General features: G+C 71.0%; 12 protein-coding genes. 5 read left to right on the top strand and 7 right to left on the bottom strand.

Features of this window, described 5'->3' with window-relative positions; genetic code table 11:
• Positions 1 to 46 precede the first annotated feature (46 nt).
• From ACF1AG_RS05285 to ACF1AG_RS05270, 4 genes are all read right to left on the bottom strand, one after another.
• The gene (locus ACF1AG_RS05285; RefSeq protein ID WP_387797394.1) at positions 47 to 2,830 is read right to left on the bottom strand and encodes a glycosyl hydrolase; all 2,784 of its coding nucleotides are present in this window, start codon (positions 2,828 to 2,830) and stop codon (positions 47 to 49) included.
• A 248-nt stretch (positions 2,831 to 3,078) separates the two neighbouring features.
• The gene (locus ACF1AG_RS05280; RefSeq protein WP_359601253.1) at positions 3,079 to 4,155 is read right to left on the bottom strand and encodes a hypothetical protein; all 1,077 of its coding nucleotides are present in this window, start codon (positions 4,153 to 4,155) and stop codon (positions 3,079 to 3,081) included.
• 268 nt (positions 4,156 to 4,423) lie between these two features.
• The gene (locus ACF1AG_RS05275; protein ID WP_359601252.1) at positions 4,424 to 5,239 is read right to left on the bottom strand and encodes a M23 family metallopeptidase; all 816 of its coding nucleotides are present in this window, start codon (positions 5,237 to 5,239) and stop codon (positions 4,424 to 4,426) included.
• 116 nt (positions 5,240 to 5,355) lie between these two features.
• Positions 5,356 to 5,820 carry a MarR family winged helix-turn-helix transcriptional regulator gene (locus ACF1AG_RS05270; RefSeq protein ID WP_387797396.1) on the bottom strand — a complete coding sequence of 155 codons (465 nt, stop codon included), beginning with the start codon at positions 5,818 to 5,820 and terminating at the stop codon, positions 5,356 to 5,358.
• Between the two features lie 30 nt (positions 5,821 to 5,850).
• Here ACF1AG_RS05270 and ACF1AG_RS05265 point away from each other — a divergent pair, with 30 nt between their 5' ends.
• Positions 5,851 to 6,915 (top strand): bifunctional NAD(P)H-dependent oxidoreductase/GNAT family N-acetyltransferase, encoded by a 1,065-nt coding sequence (locus tag ACF1AG_RS05265; RefSeq protein ID WP_359601250.1) that lies wholly within the window; start codon positions 5,851 to 5,853, stop codon positions 6,913 to 6,915.
• A gap of 52 nt (positions 6,916 to 6,967) precedes the next feature.
• Here ACF1AG_RS05265 and ACF1AG_RS05260 read toward each other — a convergent pair whose 3' ends face one another.
• Positions 6,968 to 9,838: an ABC transporter substrate-binding protein gene (locus ACF1AG_RS05260; RefSeq protein ID WP_359601249.1), complete on the bottom strand. Its 2,871-nt coding sequence runs from the start codon at positions 9,836 to 9,838 to the stop codon at positions 6,968 to 6,970.
• An 860-nt stretch (positions 9,839 to 10,698) separates the two neighbouring features.
• Here ACF1AG_RS05260 and ACF1AG_RS05255 point away from each other — a divergent pair.
• A complete protein-coding gene (locus ACF1AG_RS05255) occupies positions 10,699 to 11,661 on the top strand; it encodes an SDR family NAD(P)-dependent oxidoreductase (protein WP_359601248.1) in 963 nt (320 codons plus the stop codon).
• Positions 11,662 to 12,114: 453 nt separating this feature from the next.
• Here ACF1AG_RS05255 and ACF1AG_RS05250 read toward each other — a convergent pair whose 3' ends face one another.
• Positions 12,115 to 12,807: a class I SAM-dependent methyltransferase gene (locus ACF1AG_RS05250; RefSeq protein WP_359601247.1), complete on the bottom strand. Its 693-nt coding sequence runs from the start codon at positions 12,805 to 12,807 to the stop codon at positions 12,115 to 12,117.
• 267 nt (positions 12,808 to 13,074) lie between these two features.
• Between ACF1AG_RS05250 and ACF1AG_RS05245 the strand changes: the two genes are divergently transcribed.
• Positions 13,075 to 13,515 carry a hypothetical protein gene (locus ACF1AG_RS05245; RefSeq protein ID WP_387797399.1) on the top strand — a complete coding sequence of 147 codons (441 nt, stop codon included), beginning with the start codon at positions 13,075 to 13,077 and terminating at the stop codon, positions 13,513 to 13,515.
• A 33-nt stretch (positions 13,516 to 13,548) separates the two neighbouring features.
• On the opposite strand, the gene ACF1AG_RS05240 is transcribed toward ACF1AG_RS05245, so the two are convergent.
• Entirely contained in the window at positions 13,549 to 14,463 is a 915-nt protein-coding gene (locus ACF1AG_RS05240) for a YceI family protein (RefSeq protein WP_359601245.1), read from the bottom strand.
• Between the two features lie 565 nt (positions 14,464 to 15,028).
• On the opposite strand from ACF1AG_RS05240, the gene ACF1AG_RS05235 reads away from it, so the two are divergent.
• Complete coding sequence (locus ACF1AG_RS05235) at positions 15,029 to 16,510, top strand: aldehyde dehydrogenase family protein (RefSeq protein WP_387797401.1); 1,482 nt, start codon at positions 15,029 to 15,031, stop codon at positions 16,508 to 16,510.
• A gap of 54 nt (positions 16,511 to 16,564) precedes the next feature.
• Complete coding sequence (locus ACF1AG_RS05230; RefSeq protein WP_359601243.1) at positions 16,565 to 18,136, top strand: GMC oxidoreductase; 1,572 nt, start codon at positions 16,565 to 16,567, stop codon at positions 18,134 to 18,136.
• The last annotated feature ends 166 nt before the right edge of the window (positions 18,137 to 18,302 follow it).

The raw sequence follows: 18,302 nt of genomic DNA, 5'->3' as shown, positions 1-18,302 counted from the left end.
GAGCCGACCCTCCGCAGGGCCGGCCCCACCGACGGCTCACAGCACCTCAGCTGTAAGGAATCACCAGCACGGACCTGTCCGTCCCCGTCTGCAGCTTCGACGTCCCGTTGCCGATGGCGCTCCACACCTCCAGGCGTACCGTGCCGCCCCTGAGGTTGCCCAGGGAGCCCGTGGCGGACTTGAGGCCGCGGGCCTGGGTGTACTCCTCCCAGCCCGTCACCGGGTCGGTCGCGAAGTAGTGATACGTCTCCGTCCGGTCGAACGTGCCGTCGCCCGTGAAGTCGTAGCTCACGCGCGCCTGCTGGCCGAGGCCGACCGACGTGCCCGCGTCGACCTGGAGACGGAAGGACGTCTGGCCGCCCGAGGTCGGGGTGCCGTTGACGCCGCGCACCTCGTAGACGAGGGGCTGGTACGGCGTGCCGTCGTGGTTGGCGCCGTTCGCCGACGGAATCGTGTCGCTGCCCGCCGTGCCGCCGGTCGCCGTCGTGAGGACGCCGCCCCCGCGCAGCTGGAAGGTGTTGCCGGTCGGCGGCTCGGGCTCCGGGTCGGGGTCCGGGTCCGTGGAGCCGCTGCCCGTGCTCGTCGCGGTGGAACGGGCCGGCACCGACAGCGTCTTGCCGTCGGAGAAGGTCACCGTGCGGGCCGAGGAGCCGTGGTTGTGGGCCACGTACGTCCGGGTCGTGCCCTTGGCGAACACCGCCGAGGTCGGAATGTCACCCGTCACCGTGGCGTCCGGGGCGCCGACCGTGGCCAGCGTGTTGATCCAGTGGTAGGTGTGCGCCTTCGACTCGCCCTCCTCCGGGGTGTAGTTGCCGTTGCTGGCGTCCCACTTGGCCTTCGCCGATGCCGGGTCGGCGAACGACTCGAACTCCCAGAGCAGGTCCCGCCATTCGACGGCCGGGCCGCCGTTCTCCCGTTCCATCTCGGCGAGGTTGCGCCGGATCGCCGCCTTCTCACCGCCGAGGTGCAGCGAACCGCCGGTCACCGGCAGGACGTTGATGCCGTGGATCTCCTCGGGATTCGCGGTCCACCACGTGGAGTACGCGGCTCCGCTGCCCCACACCATGCCGGCCGTGTCGTGCCTGAACGAGGACGGGAAGACCTGCTCGTCGGCGTCGAACCAGTACTGGGCGATCGACTCCGACTCCGTGGTCAGCAGGAAGGCGCCCAGGTCGCGCAGCGAGGTGTCACCGGTCGCGGAGCCCCACAGGACGAGAGCCGCGCTGAGGTTGGTCGACTCGGAGGACGACTCCTGGTTGTTGCCGGCGGCGAAGCCCTGGTGGCCGGAGGCCCAGCCGTGGCCGGCGTAGACGTCGAAGCCGCGCAGGAACGGGTACGCGGAGTCGGTACGGCTCGGGTTGGCCGTGTCCCGCACGAGGGTCTTGACCATGCCGCCCCACGCCGAGTCCGCGGCCCACGACGGGTCGTACTGCGCGATGATCGCCGCCGCGTAGACGTAGTAGCCGTAGTGGAAGTGGTGGTCGTTCAGCTCGGTGTCACTGCCGTACGAAGCCGGGTAACCGGTGAGCGTCTTCCAGGCCTGGTCGTAGCTGAACTCGTTCGCCCCGCCCGCCGTGAACCAGTCCTGCAGCCTGCCCTTCATCAGGCTCAGCATCCGGTCGCGGATGCCGGTCTCGCCGATCTGGTCGGCAACGGGCACCAGCTGGGCGAGACGGCCGAGCGCCTTGCCGGTCCAGTAGGTGTCGACCGCCCCGGAGAAGGGGTCGGAGGCGTTCACGACGTCGTTCAGGTAACCGCGCAGCCGGGCCGTGTCCACGCCGCCCGACCTGGGCAGCGCGGGCAGGACCGCCGCCGCCTTCTGGGTGGTCGTGAAGGACGCCGACTCGCGCAGCTTCATGGTGCCGCGCGGCGAGACGTACGTGTACGAGGTCAGTGCGTCCGTGGTGTGCAGCCACTGGTGGCGGTAGAGGGCCTGGAGCGTGCCGCGCTCGCTGCCCTCCTTCGCCTCGGTGGTGAGCGTGTACGTAGCCCTTACGGTGCCGCCGTTGTAGCTCCAGGTCGCCTTGGAGTCGGTGACGAAGCTGTAGGCGTACTTCTTGAACGTCGCCAGCGCGCCCGTGGACGGCAGCACGGCCACGGAGAAGTAGTCCTTGCCGCCGAGCCCCGCCGTGACGGTGGAACCGGAGACGTTCCAGTCGCTGCCGGTCGGGGCGAAGAGCGCGTAGTGGTGTCCGGCGACGGTGATGCCGAGGACGTTGCCCTGGTCGGCGAAGACGGTGGGTGCGCCCGCGGTGGTGATCTGGGCGTTGCCGCCCGATCCCTTGGCGTATACGAACGGTGAGCCGTGGCCGATGGTGGTGCGCAGGGTCCGGGTTCCGTCGGACCAGTAGGGGGTGACCGTCCAGTCGGACCAGTCGTCGGCCTTGGTGTCGGGGGAGTTGAGGCCGGTCAGTCCGATGGTGAGGTCGCGCTTGTGGGCGAACTCGTACTGGCGGCCGTCACCGGTGATCACGGGGGTCGTCGGGTACCCGACGTCGAGTCCGCCGGCGGTGGCCTGGTAGGTGAGCGGGTGCCCGTACATGGGGGTCGAGTACGGGTTGTCGCCGTAGCGCTGGAAGGCGAGGGAGGACCACCAGTCGTTGGTGGGGACGGGGCGGTTCCGGGCGGCGGCGGTCACCTTGGGCGTGACCGGCGTGCCCGTGTTGGTCGTGGGGCCGGATGTTCCGGCCGGCCTGGTGTCGGAGTAGCTGCCCGCTCCGACGGGGATGGTGGCGGCCGCCGCGGGCGCGGCCGCCGGGCCCAGGCCGACGACGGCGAGGGCCGACGCCAGCAGCAGAACGGTTGCCGGTCTGGTGCGTGGGGATGGCATGAGTCACCTCAGGTTGTGACTGGGGGAGGCTCTGAGAGCGCTCTCAGATGGCCGGAACGTAAAGCCGGTGTAATTCACGTGTCAATAGTTTGAACACAGCGAGCCTGTAAGCGACTTGGAAGTCATCAGGTCTTCGACACCGGTGCGGAGCCGCGGCAACGGCGGTCCGGCGCATCTGAGGGTGGTCTCGGCAGCGGTGCGCCCGGTGTTCCGGGACGCACCGCCGCAGCCGCGAGACCTCGGCGGACTCAGCGGGTCCGCACGCCCGCGACCGCCCGGTCCCGCCAGAGGCAGTAGGCGGCGGCCGAGTCGTCCCAGTACCGCCAGGGCAGGGCGTTCACATACCCGTCGACCAGCCGGAACTGCTGCAACGCCTCCGTGCACCGGTTCTGCCGGGTCAGGAAGTAGGCCAGCAGATGGCGTACGGCAGGCACGTCCGGGTGGTGCGGCGGGGCGGCGGACACGTCCGCCAGGGCGGCGTCGACCATGTCGAACACGTACGGCTCGCGGAAGTCGTCCGCCTTCGCCGCACTGTCACGGTGCTCGTACCACGCCATCAGCGGCAGCGCGGCGAGCAGGCTGCCGGCAGGCGCCTTGGAAGCGGCCTCCGTGGCGAAGGACGCGGCCAGGTCCTCCGATCCGTGCCACTTCGCGCACCAGTACTGGAGCGCCGCCGAGTGCGCCCCGAAGTGATGGGGGTCCCGGGCCGTGACCTCCTCCCAGATGTGGCGCATCCTCTCGTGCGGGTAGTTCAGGCCGAGCGCGGTCCAGATCTCGCCGAGGTACGGCGAGGGGTCGTCCGGGTTCAGCTTCAGCGCGTGAGCGTTCAGGGGTGGTGCCTGGGTCAGCGTGCCGAGGAACCCGGCGACCTGCTCGCGGCTGGTGTCCTTCGCCCAGCCGCCGCCCCGCAGATGCCAGGCCAGGGACACCGTCGCCCGGGCCCGGACCAGCGCCGCGTCAGGATCGTCGGGGCCGGCCGCCTTCTCCCAGGCGTCCAGCCAGCTGCCGGGCTGCGCAGCCCGCTGCGTGCCGAGCACGTTGGCGTAGTGGGAACGACGTGCCCAGTCGCGCTGCTCCCTGGTCCGGGCCAGCAGACGGGCCGCCGGTTCCCAGCTTCCCCGGGTCGCCGCTGCCCTGGCCGCCTGCTCCAACTCGGCGTCGGGCGCGGAGTACAGCGTGTTCTGGGCGGCCTGGGGCAGAAAGCCCAGAGCCTCCGCCCTGCGGGCGGATCTTCGGGGCGAGGACGGTGCTGCCGTGGTACGGCGGTAGAAGACGACGGACACGGCCACGACCAGTCCGACGACGATGATGCGGGCGATCTCCACGGGTCACGCACCGCCCTGGTGTGCCGTGACCGTCATGAAGTTGTGCGCACGAACTGGTACACCCATGGGGGCGGAGTCCTCCTGGGACTGAAGGCGACGGGGAAGGGCGTGGGGGGAGGGGAGTATGACCCGTCATGATCGCGCGTCGCAAATGTGTTCACCCGCCTCCCGGGGCGCAGCGGGGTTCGCGTACTGCGACGGGAGGCGACAGCTACCCGCACCAGCGGTTGGTGAAGACGCAGAGCGTTCTGCTCCGGCCGAGATGGTCTCAGCAGTCCGGAATGACCGCCCCGCCGTTGTCCCGTGCCTCGTCGTTCCCCCACCGCGACAGGTAGTACGCGGACACGTACGCCCCGCGCCCGTTCTTGCCGGCGTACGTGACGTCGAGGTCCGTCTTCAGCCACCAGTGGTTGTAGGTGCCGTTCGCACCGCGGATCTCCTGGCCCCACACCTTGCAGTACACGTAGTTGGTGCCCGCGTTGAGGACGCCCTGCGCGTCGTTGGTGTTCGGCTGGGCGTAGCCCGTGGCATTGGCGAAGGTGTCCACCCAGTAACGGCCGCCTGAGCCGCAGCCGTTGTCGCTGGTGAGGTGGTGACTGCCGTACGAGCCGGGGTAGGCCAGGGCGGTGCCGTTGATGGTGATGCGCTGTCCGACGCCGTTGAGGAGCTGTTCGTAGTGGATGTGGGCGCCCGAGCTGTTGCCGGTGCTGCCGGTGGTGCCGATCTGCTGTCCCTGGCCGACGTAGGCGCCACTGGCGACGGAGAACGCGTTGAGGTGGAAGTAGTAGGTCTTCCAGCCGCCGCCGTGGTCGATCACGATGTAGTTGCCGGCGCCGTTCGCCTGGTAGTGCCGAGTGGCGGTGCCGGCCGCCGACGCGAGCACCGGCGCGCCGCTCGTCGCGCCGCCGTCGCTGCGGACGAAGTCGAGCGCCTGCCGGACCTCGGCCGAGTGATGGCTGTAGGTCCACTTCTGGCCGCAGGCGAAGGGCGCCTTGAACAGGGGCGCCGCCTGCGCGGGTGTCGTGACGAGCAGGCTTCCGACCAGGGCCACCAGGCCGACCAGGGCGAGGCGTATCGATCTCAAAGCTGTCTCCGAACTGCGACGTGGGTCGCACGGTGATGTCAACGGACACGGACGCCGACCAGGATGCCGTAGTTGAAGCGTTCACGACAGGCCGCCCTATGGTGTGCGGGCACCCCCTACTGTCCGTCGGCGATCTTTTCCGCGATGCGACCCAGGAGCGCCAGCTCCTCCGGCTCGAGCCGGTCGACGAAGTGCCGTCGTACGGACTCGAGATGGGTCGGAGCGGCCTCCCGCAGCGTCTCCCGGCCCGTCTCGGTCAGGACCAGCAGGCAGCCTCTGCCGTCCGCCGGGTCGGGTGCGCGTCGGATGAGGTCGCGCGCCTCCATGCGGGTCGCGTGCCGGGACAGGCGGCTCCGTGACCAGCCCATCTTCGCGGCCTGTTCGTGCAACGTGCTGGTCCCGTCGGGGTGTTCGGAGAGCGTGCTGAGCACTTCGTAGTCCGGCTCGGAGAGGCCGTGGGCCGCGAGGTCCTGCACCGTGCGGGTCTGCACCGCGATCACCATGCGGCGGTACGCCCGCCAGGCGCGCTCCTCCTCGTCCGTGAGCCGGCTGACCTCGCCTTCCCTCTTATTCATTGACATGTAATCAATCTAGCCGCTAATTTCATTTCCATGACAACGAAACACCTCCGTGTCCTCGTCCTGACGTGCAGCACCCGGCCCGGCGCGCTCGGCCCCGCCGTCGGCGGATGGCTGACCGACACCCTCGCCCCGGTCGCCAAGGAGCTCGGCGTGGAACTCGTGCCGCTGGCCATCGGCGACCTGGACCTGCCCTTCCTCGACGAGGAGGAGCACCCGTCGACCGGCGTGCACCGGCACGAGCACACCCGCCGGTGGAGTCGGATCGTCGCCGAGGCGGACGGCTTCGTCTTCGTGACGCCGGAGTACAACTACGGCATGCCGGCCACCCTGAAGAACGCGCTCGACTACCTCGGCCCGGAGTGGGCCTGGAAGCCGGCCGGCTTCGTCAGCTACGGCCACACCTCCGCCGGCACCCGCGCGGTCCAGCACGCCAAGCAGGTGGTGACCACTCTGCGTCTGGTCCCGCTGGGCTCGACCGTCGCGATGCGGATCGCCGACGCGATGCGGGACCAGCGGTTCGCCCCCGGCCCGCGCCACGCCGAGGCGGCTGAAGGGCTGCTGGCGGAGCTGGTGCGGGTCGCCCACGCCCTGACCCCGATGCGCGAGCGCGAGCACGCCGACGCGGTACCCGGCCCGCTCCCCGGTTCCTACGTCCGGCCTCTCGGCCCCGACGACGCCGCCGAGGTGACCGTGCTGCAGCGCTGCTGCTGGCTGGAGGAGGCGCTGGTCAATGACACCCTCGACATCCCGGCGCTCCACGAGACCCTGGAGGACGTGCGTACCTGGCTGGCGGAGTGGGACGTCACAGGACTGTGGCGCGACGGGCGGCTGCTCGGCATGGTCCGCACCCGCCGGGACGGCGACGACCTGCACATCGGACGCCTCGCCGTCGCACCCGACCTGCGCGGTCTCGGCGTGGGCCGTTGGCTGCTGGGCCGCGCGGAGTCGGCCGCCGAGGGGTGCCGCCGTGTCCTCCTCACCACCGGCGCCACCAGCCACCGCAACCTCGCCCTCTACCAGCGGCAGGGCTACGTCGTGCTGCCCGATCCGCGGGACGACGGGGCGGTGGACCTGGCCAAGGCTCTCACCGTCTGAACGTGAGCACCGGTGACCGCGTGCCCGAGCCCTCGGTCGAGGCCTGCCCACCTCACCCGATCGGGCACTGCTTCACGTCCAACGGCTCGCTCACCCCCGCCGGCCTGCTGCACAGCACCTCCGCCTTCGAGACGCCCTCCGGTGTCCTGCGGACGCGGGCGAGGACGATGCTGTGGCCGTGGCGTTCGCCGAACAGCGGCGCGTCCGTGAAGTCGATCGTGCCGGTGGCCATGCCCTCCAGCTTGACGACCCTGAGGTTGACCCAGGTCGCCGCGCGGCTCTGACGTACGTCGCCGAGGCTCGCCGCCCAGTACAGCGCGCGGGTGGCGTCGTGGGAAAGCGCCGTCTGGCCGCTGGCGAAGCCGGGGGAGTCGTAGGTCGCCTCGCCCGGCTCGAGCCACGGGAGGTGCTGGGCGGCGTCCTGGTAGAAGGCGGTGCCGGACGCCGCCTCCCGCAGCTCCGCCAGCGCCGCGTGGTACAGCGTGATGCGCGGGGCCACGCCGTCCCTGCCGCCCACGCCGGAGAACTTGGCCTTGCTCAGGTCGTCCCCGGTGAGGATCGAGATCTCCCGGTTCGCGCATCCCGGTTCGACACCCAGTTGCGTCATCAGCGGGCCGATGTCCTCGACGCGACCCGCGAAGTAGATGACCGACGGGACGTCCTCACCCCGGCAGATGCTCTCCGCGTGCAGCCGGAGTTCGGGCTTGCCGTTCGCCACCCGGTAAGTCCGCGAGGGCAGCAGCCGGAAGCCCTCCTTGCGCAGCATCTCCCCGCCGTAGTGGGCCTGTTCGCTGGTGTACCGGTCCTGCGACGCCTTGGTGTCGCGGGCCAGGACGAGCGCGTGCGGGGCCTCGCCCTTGCCGTGGAGTTGCCGCGCGACCAGGCCGAGCGCCTGCGCCTGGTGTTCGTCGGGGGCCGCGAGGCTGAACCAGTTGGAGAAGTCCTCCGGCAGATACGTCGCCGAGTTGGTGCCCGAGACGATGGGCAGGCCCGCCTCCTGCAGCCGTCGGGTGACGGCCGGGCTGCTCTGCAGGTCGCGGCCGAATCCGACGACACCGACGACCGTCGGATCGCGGTCGGCATAGCGGGCGATCGCGCCGGCCGTGAAGCGCTGGTGGCCCATGTCCGCGCCGCCGTTGGCGAGCAACACGCGTAGCTTGACGCGGTAGTTCTCGTTCACCACGCGCTGGGCGAGGTAGACGCCGGCCAGCTCCTCCGCGCCCTTGACCAGGGACGGGTCAACCGTGGCCGAGCTCAGCGGACCCGCGTAGACCACGGTGACGTAGGCGCGCGGATTCTCGCGCAGCACCTTGTCGTTCTCGGCGTGCACCAGCTTCTCCAGCTCGCGCAGCCGCCCGCCCTCCGAGTCGGAGCCGCCCTTGAGGTGGGAGCCGAACCGCACGTCGCCCGCCGATATGCCGACGCACTCCGTGCCGCCGCCAGGCGCGGGACGCAGTTCGGTGTCGCGGTCGGCGGTCAGCAGACCTGCCGAGCAGTACGTACGGTGCAGGTCACGGGCGTGCACGACGCCGACGGTGGCGGCCAGCGCGAGGACCAGCGCCAGGCTGTACGCCGACCACACGATCCGCGCCACGGGCGGACGGTGCCGGGCCCGCACGCACCGCCAGTCCGCCTGCCGCAGCTGGATCAGCTCCTCGTGGGGGAGGGCTATGCGCAGGACCCAGGGCAGGGCGTTGGTCCGGCTCGGGGACTGGTCGGCCCGTAGGTTACCGGCCCATTCGTCGTACCAGTGCCGCAGGCGTTGCTGGAGCCGGGCGGGGCGGGAGAGCAGCGGGGGACGGGAGTTGACGCCGTTCGGGGGTGTGCCGGTGCCGGTGCCCCGGTCGAGCAGCGGCGCGTCGTCCGCCGCCACGCCGGCGACGATCAGCAGCGGGTCCAGTTCGCTGCGTCGGCTGCGGACGTCGCTGACCGCCCTGATCAGCTCGATGCCGCCGTTCTCGAGGCTCACCTGGCGCAGGATCAGCACGGGCGGCCGGGTCCGCTTGAGGCCCCGCAGATCCCAGCTGGCGCGTCTGTGGTTGTCCCGCAGGTCCTCGAAGAGGGCCAGCACGTGCAACTGGAGGGGGAACACGCCCCCTTCGCGCATGGCCTCGGCGACGTCGTAGGCGCGGGCTGCGATGGCGCGCCAGGACCGGACCGGCCGTAACAGCCGCACGCTGGTCGACTGCCGGCGGGCGGCCGACTGGAGGAACGTGGTGGTCAGGAACCAGCGGCTCTCCCTGCGCAGCCACAGGAAGAGGGGTGCGCGACCAGGCACGTGGTTCAGCGCGGCCAGCAGGATCATCAGACCGATGCCCGCGAGGACGGCGACGTACCACTCGGGGCGGGTCAGCAGCGAGGTGAGCGCGCCCAGGACGCCCGCGGGGAGGAACTGCTGCACGTCGTTGAGCAGCGCCTGCCGGTTCCGGCGCGCGGGCCGGCGCGGACGCCAGCGCTGCCGGGCGAGGATGCGGAGCAGCTGGGTCTGGGCCTGCTCGCGCTGGGCGTTGCCGTCCGGGGTGCCCGCCGGGGCCGTAGGCCAGTGCTCGTCCATCTCCGGGTCGTCGGCGGCGTCCTGGAGGGCGCGCACCAGTCCTAGCCGGGGGAAGGAGTAGGGGCGGTAGGACGCGGACCGGTCGCCCCACTTCCGGCTGTCGCCCAGATCGCGCAGAAGCCGCACGGCCTGGGCGGTGGGGTCCGGGTCCGCGTCGTTCTGCGGCGGCTCGGTGGGGGCGACGGCCAGGCGCGTACCGTGACTCTGCTGCCCTTCGCGCAGCTCGTCGACCAGCTCCGTCACACGGTCGTCGTCGGCGGCGTCCTCCGCGTGCAGCACGATCACCGGCATCGGGGGGTCGCCCGCGCGGAAGTCCTGGATCAGCGACTCCAGTTGCCGCTGGACGTCGACCCCCGCCCCCGTCGACATGCCCTGATGACCCCCAGGACAGTCCTGCGGGAACGTCTGATCCCGGCCGAGCATGGACACCCCCCCGTTGTCGTACGACACACGTGTCACAAGCGCCTTGCGAGGATAACGCTTGCCTGTGACAACCGGTGGTGCCGGAAAGGGGATTTCCTGCGGATGCGGAGCGCCAGATCGTCGGTGATGTCATACGGGGAGGTATCGCCCGGAAACCCGTGGTCGATCCGTGAGTGCTCACCGGCGACCGGTCGTCCTGGGGCGGTCGCGACCACCGGGTCAGCGCCGCAGGCCGTTCGGTCGTCGTCGGCGTACGGCTGATCCGCGGTTGATGCACCCGGCACTGTCACGGGGAGTGTCAAGGGAACTGGACGGTGGAGCAGTGCGCCGTGGGCAAGGTCCTGCGCGGCAGGTACGGGCTGGAGCGGGTGCTGGGCCGGGCGTGATGGGGCACGTCTGGGACGGCACGGACGCGTCTCTCGAGCGCCCGTGGCGGTCGAGACCGTTGCCTCGGGCCTTCTGGCTCTTCCTGACGACACCCTGGAGCAGCGAAGCCGCACGTTGGACGTGTACCGCCGCCACAGCTGGCACTCCCGTCCGTGGGCCGTCAAGGAGGCCGGCGTAATCGTCCGTCGAGGGCGATCCGGCACGTCAGCCGTATTCATATCCCTCCGGACGAGGTCGCCTGAGCACCGTCCAGATTGCACTTCCGGTCGGGTCCGTCGCAGCTGCCCTCGACCGCCATGCGCACCCACCCCCGACGCCTCGGCAAGAATCCCCCATCCGGCCGGGGCTCTTCCCTGTCCGGACGCACCACCCCCCGTCCGCTTGACTTCGAGAGCACTCCAATTCGTAGCGTTTCGGACATGAGTACTGGACAGCACAAGATCGGCTCCGGTTTCGGAGCGGCCAGCACCGCGGACGAGGTCCTGGCGGGCATCGATCTCACCGGGAAGCTCGCGATCGTCACGGGCGGCTACTCCGGGATCGGCCTGGAGACCACCCGTGCCCTGACCCGGGCCGGCGCCCACGTCGTCGTCCCCGCCCGCCGCCGGTCCACCGCCGACGAGGCGCTGACCGGTCTGAGCGGCGTCGAGGTGGACGAGCTCGACCTGGCCGACCAGGACAGCGTCCGCGGCTTCGCCGAACGATTCCTGGCCGAGGGCCGGACCATCGACATCATGATCGACAGCGCCGGCATCATGGCCTGCCCGGAGACCCGGGTCGGACCCGGCTGGGAGGCCCAGTTCGCCACCAACCACCTGGGGCACTTCGCCCTGGTCAACAGGCTGTGGCCGGCGATCGAGCCCGGCGGCGCCCGGGTGGTGTCGGTGTCCTCGCGCGCCCACCACTACTCCGGCATCCGCTGGGACGACGTCCAGTGGCGCCAGGGCTACGACAAGTGGCAGGCCTACGGGCAGGCCAAGACCGCGAACGCTCTGTTCGCGGTCCACCTGGACCGGCTCGCGGCCGACCGCGGTGTCCGGGCCTTCTCGCTGCACCCCGGCGGCATCTTCACGCCCCTCCAGCGCCATCTCCCCCGCGAGGAGATGATCGCCAACGGCTGGATCGACGAGCAGGGCAACGAAATCCCCCAGTCCGGCTTCAAGACGCCCGAGCAGGGCGCCGCGACCCAGGTGTGGGCGGCGACCTCCCCTCAGCTGGCGGGCCTGGGCGGCCTGTACCTGGAGGACTGCGACGTCGCCGAGCCGGCCCCGGCCGACGGCGAGCGCGTCGGGGTGAAGGACTGGGCGGCCGACCCCGAGCAGGCGGCCCGGCTGTGGGCCCTGTCGGCGGAGCTGACCGGCGTGGACGCCTTCGCCGGGTGACGGCGTTGCTCGCCCCGACTAGCCGTCCGGCTTGTAGGTGATCAGCCGCGCGTACCCGAGCGTCTACGCGGCGCACGGCCTTCCGCGGCAGGAGCCACCAGTCGGCGGCCAACGGGCGGTGTTACGTTCCGTGGCATGTCCGATCACGCGCTACGGCTGCTGCGGCAGGACCGCCGCCTGGCCGGACCGGTCGCCCATCCCTTCGACTTCGACAAGACGGACGCTGACCTGCTCCGCTACCTGGACCGGCGGGTCGACCCGGACACGGATCACATCCTCGGCCCGGTCGACGTGCCGCTGACGTACCTTTACCGGATCCTGTGCCCTGTACGCGGAAGCCTCCGACGCCGTTGGTGCGAAGACGTCGGGGGCGGCCGGACCGTACGACCTGGCGGACTCGGTGCTAGCCCTGGAGCGCCAGGCGTCCCGCTGCGCATGGGGCACCAGCACCGATCATTGGTCAGGTCGCCGGGCCTCGAACAAGCGGTACGACGCCCGGTTGCTCTCCTCCGGAGCGTCCAGGGCGGTGACGCCGCGCACCTCGAGGCCGTGTCGGGTGAGCAGGGACTCCCACAGGTCCGGGGCGAGGACCCACATGTGCATCGTGAGGGTGCCCCCGCCCGCCAGGTGCAGGAGCTCTGTGCGTGGCGTAGGCGTCGAACTGGGGCCTTGACCATCCGAGTTGGTGTGCAACACCGTGAAGTGCAGACGGCCCCCGGGAGCCAGCGAACCGGCCAGGGCCGGGAAAAGGCGGTGCGGGTCGAAGAAGTGGACCGCGCTGACGGAGTAGATCACGTCGTACGGCTCCGCCTGGCGCAGGTGATCGACGGCGTCCGCGTGGAACAGGCGCAATCCCGGCACGTCGGGATGGTGGGCGCGGGCCCGTTCGATCTGGCTGGGAGAGGCGTCAACGCCGTCGACCAGTGCGCCGTAGGCGCGGGCCAGATGCGCGGCGTGCCGCCCCGTACCGCAGCCCAGGTCGAGGACCCGTAGACCCTCCAGGTCGCCGAGGACCTCGTCGCCCGGTCCGTCCAGGCCGGGGCCCCAGGTGATCCGGTCCAGGTCCGGCAAGGGCGTACCGCGCTTCAAGTGGTGCTGCCCGTAGGCGTCCCACGCGGAACGCGTCTGCTGCTCGATGTGCGTCACGGCTGCTCCTGTCCCGAGGGCGCTGGTAGGAGGCGGGTCGTGCAGGGGCGGTGATCTCGTGATGACCACGCACCGGGTTCAACGCGCCGAAGCGCGCGTCGAACGCACGTGTTTCGGTCGTCCCGGGCGCCGTGGAACGAAGCGTGCCGTAGCGGGTGGTTGCGGCTCTCGACTTCGGCTTGGTCCGCCGCCACGCACTGACAGCAGAGCGACGGACGTGAGGCCGGGGTGAAGGGCGCCGGCGCCGGGACTCGTAGCCTTTTGATCATGGCCGACATCTACGAGTTCCAGCTCACGCTCGACCTGCCGGGCTCGCTCCCGCCGCAGGACCTCGCCCTGCTCCGATGGCACCTGGGGGAAGAGGGAGGCCGGCAGGACGACGGCTACGCATACCCTCTGTGGACAGACCGGGGTCCGGCGCTGCGGATCGGGGGTGCGCTGGTCGGGGAGCTGTGCTCCGACGGGCCGCAGTGGGCGCTGACCGTGCGGCAGGAGGCGCACCCCGACGAGTTCGACGACCTGCGCAGGATGGTGCTGTGGCTCGGTGCGCGCACGACGACCGTGGGTACCGTCGGGTACCTCCGCTTCTACGAGTCCCACGTGCCTGACGTTCTGGTCGCGGAGGCGGGAGCCGTCCGCAGCGCGGTCCTGTGGGTGGAGAAGGTCCTCGAGTCGGCGACCGAGGTGATCCCCGACCACCACGCGTGAATCGGGAGGCCGCCGCCCGCCGGGCCGCGTAGGTTACTCCGGGGGCGTGGGGGTCTCCGAGGTGCGGTACATCGCCTGGACGTCCAGCTCCAGCTGCACGGTCGGACCGACGACAGCGATACCGCGGGCCAGCATCGAGCGCCAGTTGAGGGTGAAGTCCTCGCGGTGCAGCTCCGTCTTCGCCAGGGCCGCGCAGCGCAGCTCCTGTTCGTAACCGCCGTTCACCGTGCCGAGGTACGTCGTGTCCAGCCCCACGGAGCGGCTGGTGCCGTGCATCGTGAGCGTGCCGTGCAGCGTCCACTTCGATCCGCCCTGGTAGACGAACCGCGTGCTGATGAAGTCGATGTACGGGTAGTGCTCGACGTCGAGGAAGTCGGCGGAGCGCAGGTGGTTGTCACGGGTCCTGTTGCCCGTGGTGATGCTGGCGGCGTCGATGCGCACCGACACCTGGGAGTCGCGCATGTCCGGCGCGACGCGGATACCGCCGGTGAAGCGGGTGAAGCGTCCGTGCACGTGCGCCATGCCGACGTGCTTGGCGATGAAGCGGATCGCGGTGTGCGGCGGGTCGAACATCCAGGTGCCGGGCGACGGCAGTTCCAGCTGGCGTGCGGGCAGCAGCGCGACGCGCGCCGGGGGGAGGGCGGTGTCGGCGGCTATGCCGACGTCGCTGCGGGCCGGGGTGAGACCCTCGCCCGTGACCATCACGCTGTAGGAGCCGGGCGGAAGCGCCGCCATGAACAGGCCGTACGGATCGGTGGTGCCGTGGGCGGCGACCCGGTGACTGTCCGAGGCGGTCACCGTTACCTCGGCACCGCCCAAGGGCTGCCCCATGGGATCGACGACCTCACAGCTGTACGCGCCGGCGCCGGCCGGCAGGGGCAGCGGCGCGCCCGGTGCGGCCTTGCGGCCGCTGCCCGAACGTCGACGCCGGAGCAGTCCGAGGGCCATACGAATCACCTTTCCTCCTGCGTGTACCGCGACGGGACGCGCACCGACGGGTGCGTTCCGGGTCACCGGACATCATCAGGGAGCAGTTGCAAGCGCGATGAAGTCAACTATTGAACGATCATAGATCAGGTGGGACGGGGCGGTCCGCCATCGATGTGGCGCGCGCCATGGCCCTTCCACGTGCCACTGTCGGGCTGAATCCCCGTCATTCCGGCCGTCGGCGGGGTGTGCCGCTTCCTCGGTCGTCCTGCTTTGCTGCGGTGCTGTGGTGAACGCCACGCGGTCGTGTGAAGAATTCACACACGGCCTGCGGTCCCGTCACGCGGCCCACACATACGTGCGGCCCACACAACGCGCGGGCCGCCCCTTCTCGCCGACCCGTGCGTCGTCCTTCCTCGCCGCCAGGGACGGTCCGTCCTCCGCCCGGCGCTAGCCCGGCCGAGTCACCCGGACCACCCGGACGCGGCGGTGGCCGTGCGCGCCGTGGCCGTCGACCGCACGATGGGCCGTGCTGCCGGCCGGCCGCCCGAGCCGGTGCCGGTCGGATGCTAAGGAGGCGCCCGCCATGGGTGAGCTGTACATCGACGGGGAGTGGACGACCGCCGCCGGCGGAGGGCGGCGCGAGGTGATCAATCCGTACGACGCCTCCGTCATCACCACTGTCGACGAGGCCGACGCCGCCGACGTGGACAAGGCGGTGCTGGCCGCCCGCCGTGCCTTCGACGAGGAGGACTGGGCGAACGCCCCCACCCGGCGCCGTGCCGACCTGCTGATGCGGGTGCACGACCTGCTGCTGCGGGACATCGACGAGATCGCCCGCACGGAGACCCTCGACACCGGCAAAACCCTGGCCGAGGGCCGCTTCGACGTCGAGGACGTCGCCAACGCCTTCCGCTACTTCGCCGAGCTGGCCGGCAAGGACGGCGGGCGCGTCGTGGACGTCGGCCCCGACGTGCTCAGCCGCGTCGTCCACCAGCCCGTCGGGGTCTGCGCGCTCATCGCCCCCTGGAACTACCCGCTGCTGCAAGCCTCCTGGAAGGTCGCGCCCGCGCTGGCGGCCGGCAACACCATCGTCCTCAAGCCCAGCGAGATCACCCCGCTCACCACCATCGCCCTGTTCCGGCTGATCGAGGAGGCCGGCGCCCCGCGCGGCGTCGCCAACCTCGTCCTCGGCTCCGGCGCGACCGTCGGCGCGGCCATGACCTCCCACCCCGAGGTCGACCTGGTGTCCTTCACCGGCGGCCTGGCCACCGGGCGCGCCATCATGGCCGCCGCGGCCGAGGGCCCGAAGAACATCGCCCTGGAACTCGGCGGCAAGAACCCCAACATCGTCTTCGCGGACGCCGACTTCGACGCCGCCGTCGACTACGCCCTGGACGCCTCCTTCCTGCACGCCGGTCAGGTCTGCTCCGCCGGGTCACGCCTGCTGGTGGAGGACTCGATCCACGACCGGTTCGTCGAGGCCTTCGCCGAACGCGCCCGTCAGATCCGGCTGGGCAACGGCCTGGAGGAGGGCACCGAGAGCGGGCCGCTCAGCTCCGCCGAACACCGGGAGAAGGTCGAGAGCTACATCGCCCTCGGCAAGGAGGAGGGCGCCCGTCTCGTCACCGGCGGCACCCGCCCCGACGACCCCGCCCTGAGCAACGGCTACTTCCTGCTCCCGACGATCTTCGCCGACTGCGACCGCTCCATGCGCATCGTGCAGGAGGAGGTGTTCGGACCGGTCGTCACCGTCGAACGGTTCCGCACCGAGGACGAGGCCGTGGAACTCGCCAACGACACCCGCTACGGACTCGCCGGCGGTGTCTGGACCTCCGAGGCGAGCCGCGCCCAGCGCGTCGCGCAGCGGCTGCGGCACGGCACCGTCTGGATCAACGACTTCCACCCCTACGTACCGCAGGCCGAATGGGGCGGCTTCGGACGTTCCGGCGTCGGGCGCGAGCTCGGTCCCACGGGCCTGCGCGAGTACCAGGAGGCCAAGCACATCTACCAGAACCTCAACCCGGGACCCTCCGGCTGGTTCAAGGGCCAGAGCGGCGGCAGCTGAGCCGCCCGCACAGCACCGGCCCTCCAACCCCATGGTTCCGAAGAAAGGCAGCCCATGGCCTCCATCACACCTCACGGCGCCGAGTCGGACTACGACTACGTCATCGTCGGCGGCGGCACCGCCGGCTGTGTGCTCGCCGCCCGCCTCAGCGAGGACCCCGACTGCCGCGTCTGCGTCATCGAGGGCGGACCCAGCGACGTGGGCGACGACCGCATCCTGCGCCTGCGCAACTGGATCAACCTGCTCGGCTCGGAGTTCGACTACGGCTACACCACCGTCGAACAACCGCGCGGCAACTCCCACATCCTGCACTCGCGGGCCCGCGTCCTCGGCGGCTGCTCCTCCCACAACACCCTCATCAGCTTCCTGCCGCTGCCGCAGGACCTCGACGACTGGGTGGCCGCCGGGTGCACCGGCTGGGACCCGGGCACGATCCTGCCGTACCGCGACCGGCTGCAGACCAACATCGTGCCGGTGGCGGAGGCGGACCGTAACCCCATCGCCAAGGACTTCGTCACCGCCGCCGCCCGCGCCACCGGCGTGCCCGTCGTCGACGACTTCAACGCCGAGCCCTTCGCCGACGGCACCGGCTTCTTCTCCCTCGCCTACGAGCCGGAGGGCAACAAGCGCTCCTCCGCCTCCGTGGCCTATCTGCACCCCGTGCTCGACCGCCCCAACCTCACGCTCGAACTGGAGACCTGGGCGCACCGGCTGCTCACCGACGAGAAGGGACGGCTCACCCGGGTCGCGGTGCGCGGCGCCGACGGCGAGCCCGCCACCGTACGCGCGAACCGTGAACTGCTGCTGTGCGCCGGGGCGATCGACACCCCGCGGCTGCTGATGCTGTCCGGCATCGGACCGGCCGACGACCTGCGCCGCCTCGGCATCGACGTCCACATCGACCTGCCCGGCGTCGGCGAGAACCTGCTGGACCACCCCGAGTCGGTGATCGTCTGGGAGACCCGCGGCCCGCTGCCGCCCAACTCCGCGATGGACTCCGACGCCGGTCTGTTCCTGCGCATGGACAAGAAGCAGCCCCGGCCCGACCTGATGTTCCACTTCTACCAGGTGCCGTTCACCGTCAACACCGAACGGCTCGGCTACCCCGTCCCCGAGCACGGTGTGTGCATGACGCCGAACGTGCCGCGCGCCCGCTCCACCGGCCGTATGTGGCTGCGCAGTTCCAACCCGTCCGAGCATCCCGCCCTGGACTTCCGCTACTTCACCGACCCCGAGGGCCACGACGAGCGCACCGTCGTCGAAGGGCTCAAGGTGGCCCGCGAGGTCGCCGCGACCGACCCGCTGAAGGACTGGCTGGTCCGCGAGGTGGCGCCCGGCCCGGATGTCACCTCCGACGCCGACCTGTCGGAGTACGGCCGCCGCGTCGCCCACACCGTCTACCACCCCGCGGGCACCTGCAAGATGGGCGCCGCCGACGACCCGATGGCCGTGTGCGATCCGGAGATGCGGCTGCGCGGCGCCGAGGGCGTACGCGTCGTCGACGCCTCGGTCTTTCCGACAATGCCCACCATCAACCCCATGGTGACGGTACTGCTCGCCGCCGAACGCGCCGCCGACCTGATCACCGGCCGGTCCGGTCCGTCCGGCCGGGAGGCGACGCGGTGAGCGGTCCGCGACCGCCGCGACGTGTGAAAACTTCCCCGGCGGCCGAGTCGTGGTGACGGCGGGACTGTTGGGTATATGCGCCTCGGTGGCCGGAAACCATCCGGGCGCCCACGCCGCGGGCCGGACGGCCGGTGCGGCGGCCGGCAGCGGAGGCCGAGAAGGAGTG

Source organism: Streptomyces sp. NPDC014764 (assembly GCF_043082785.1).
Classification (GTDB): Bacteria; Actinomycetota; Actinomycetes; order Streptomycetales; family Streptomycetaceae; genus Streptomyces; species Streptomyces althioticus.
This window is presented reverse-complemented; position numbering and strand designations above follow the sequence as displayed.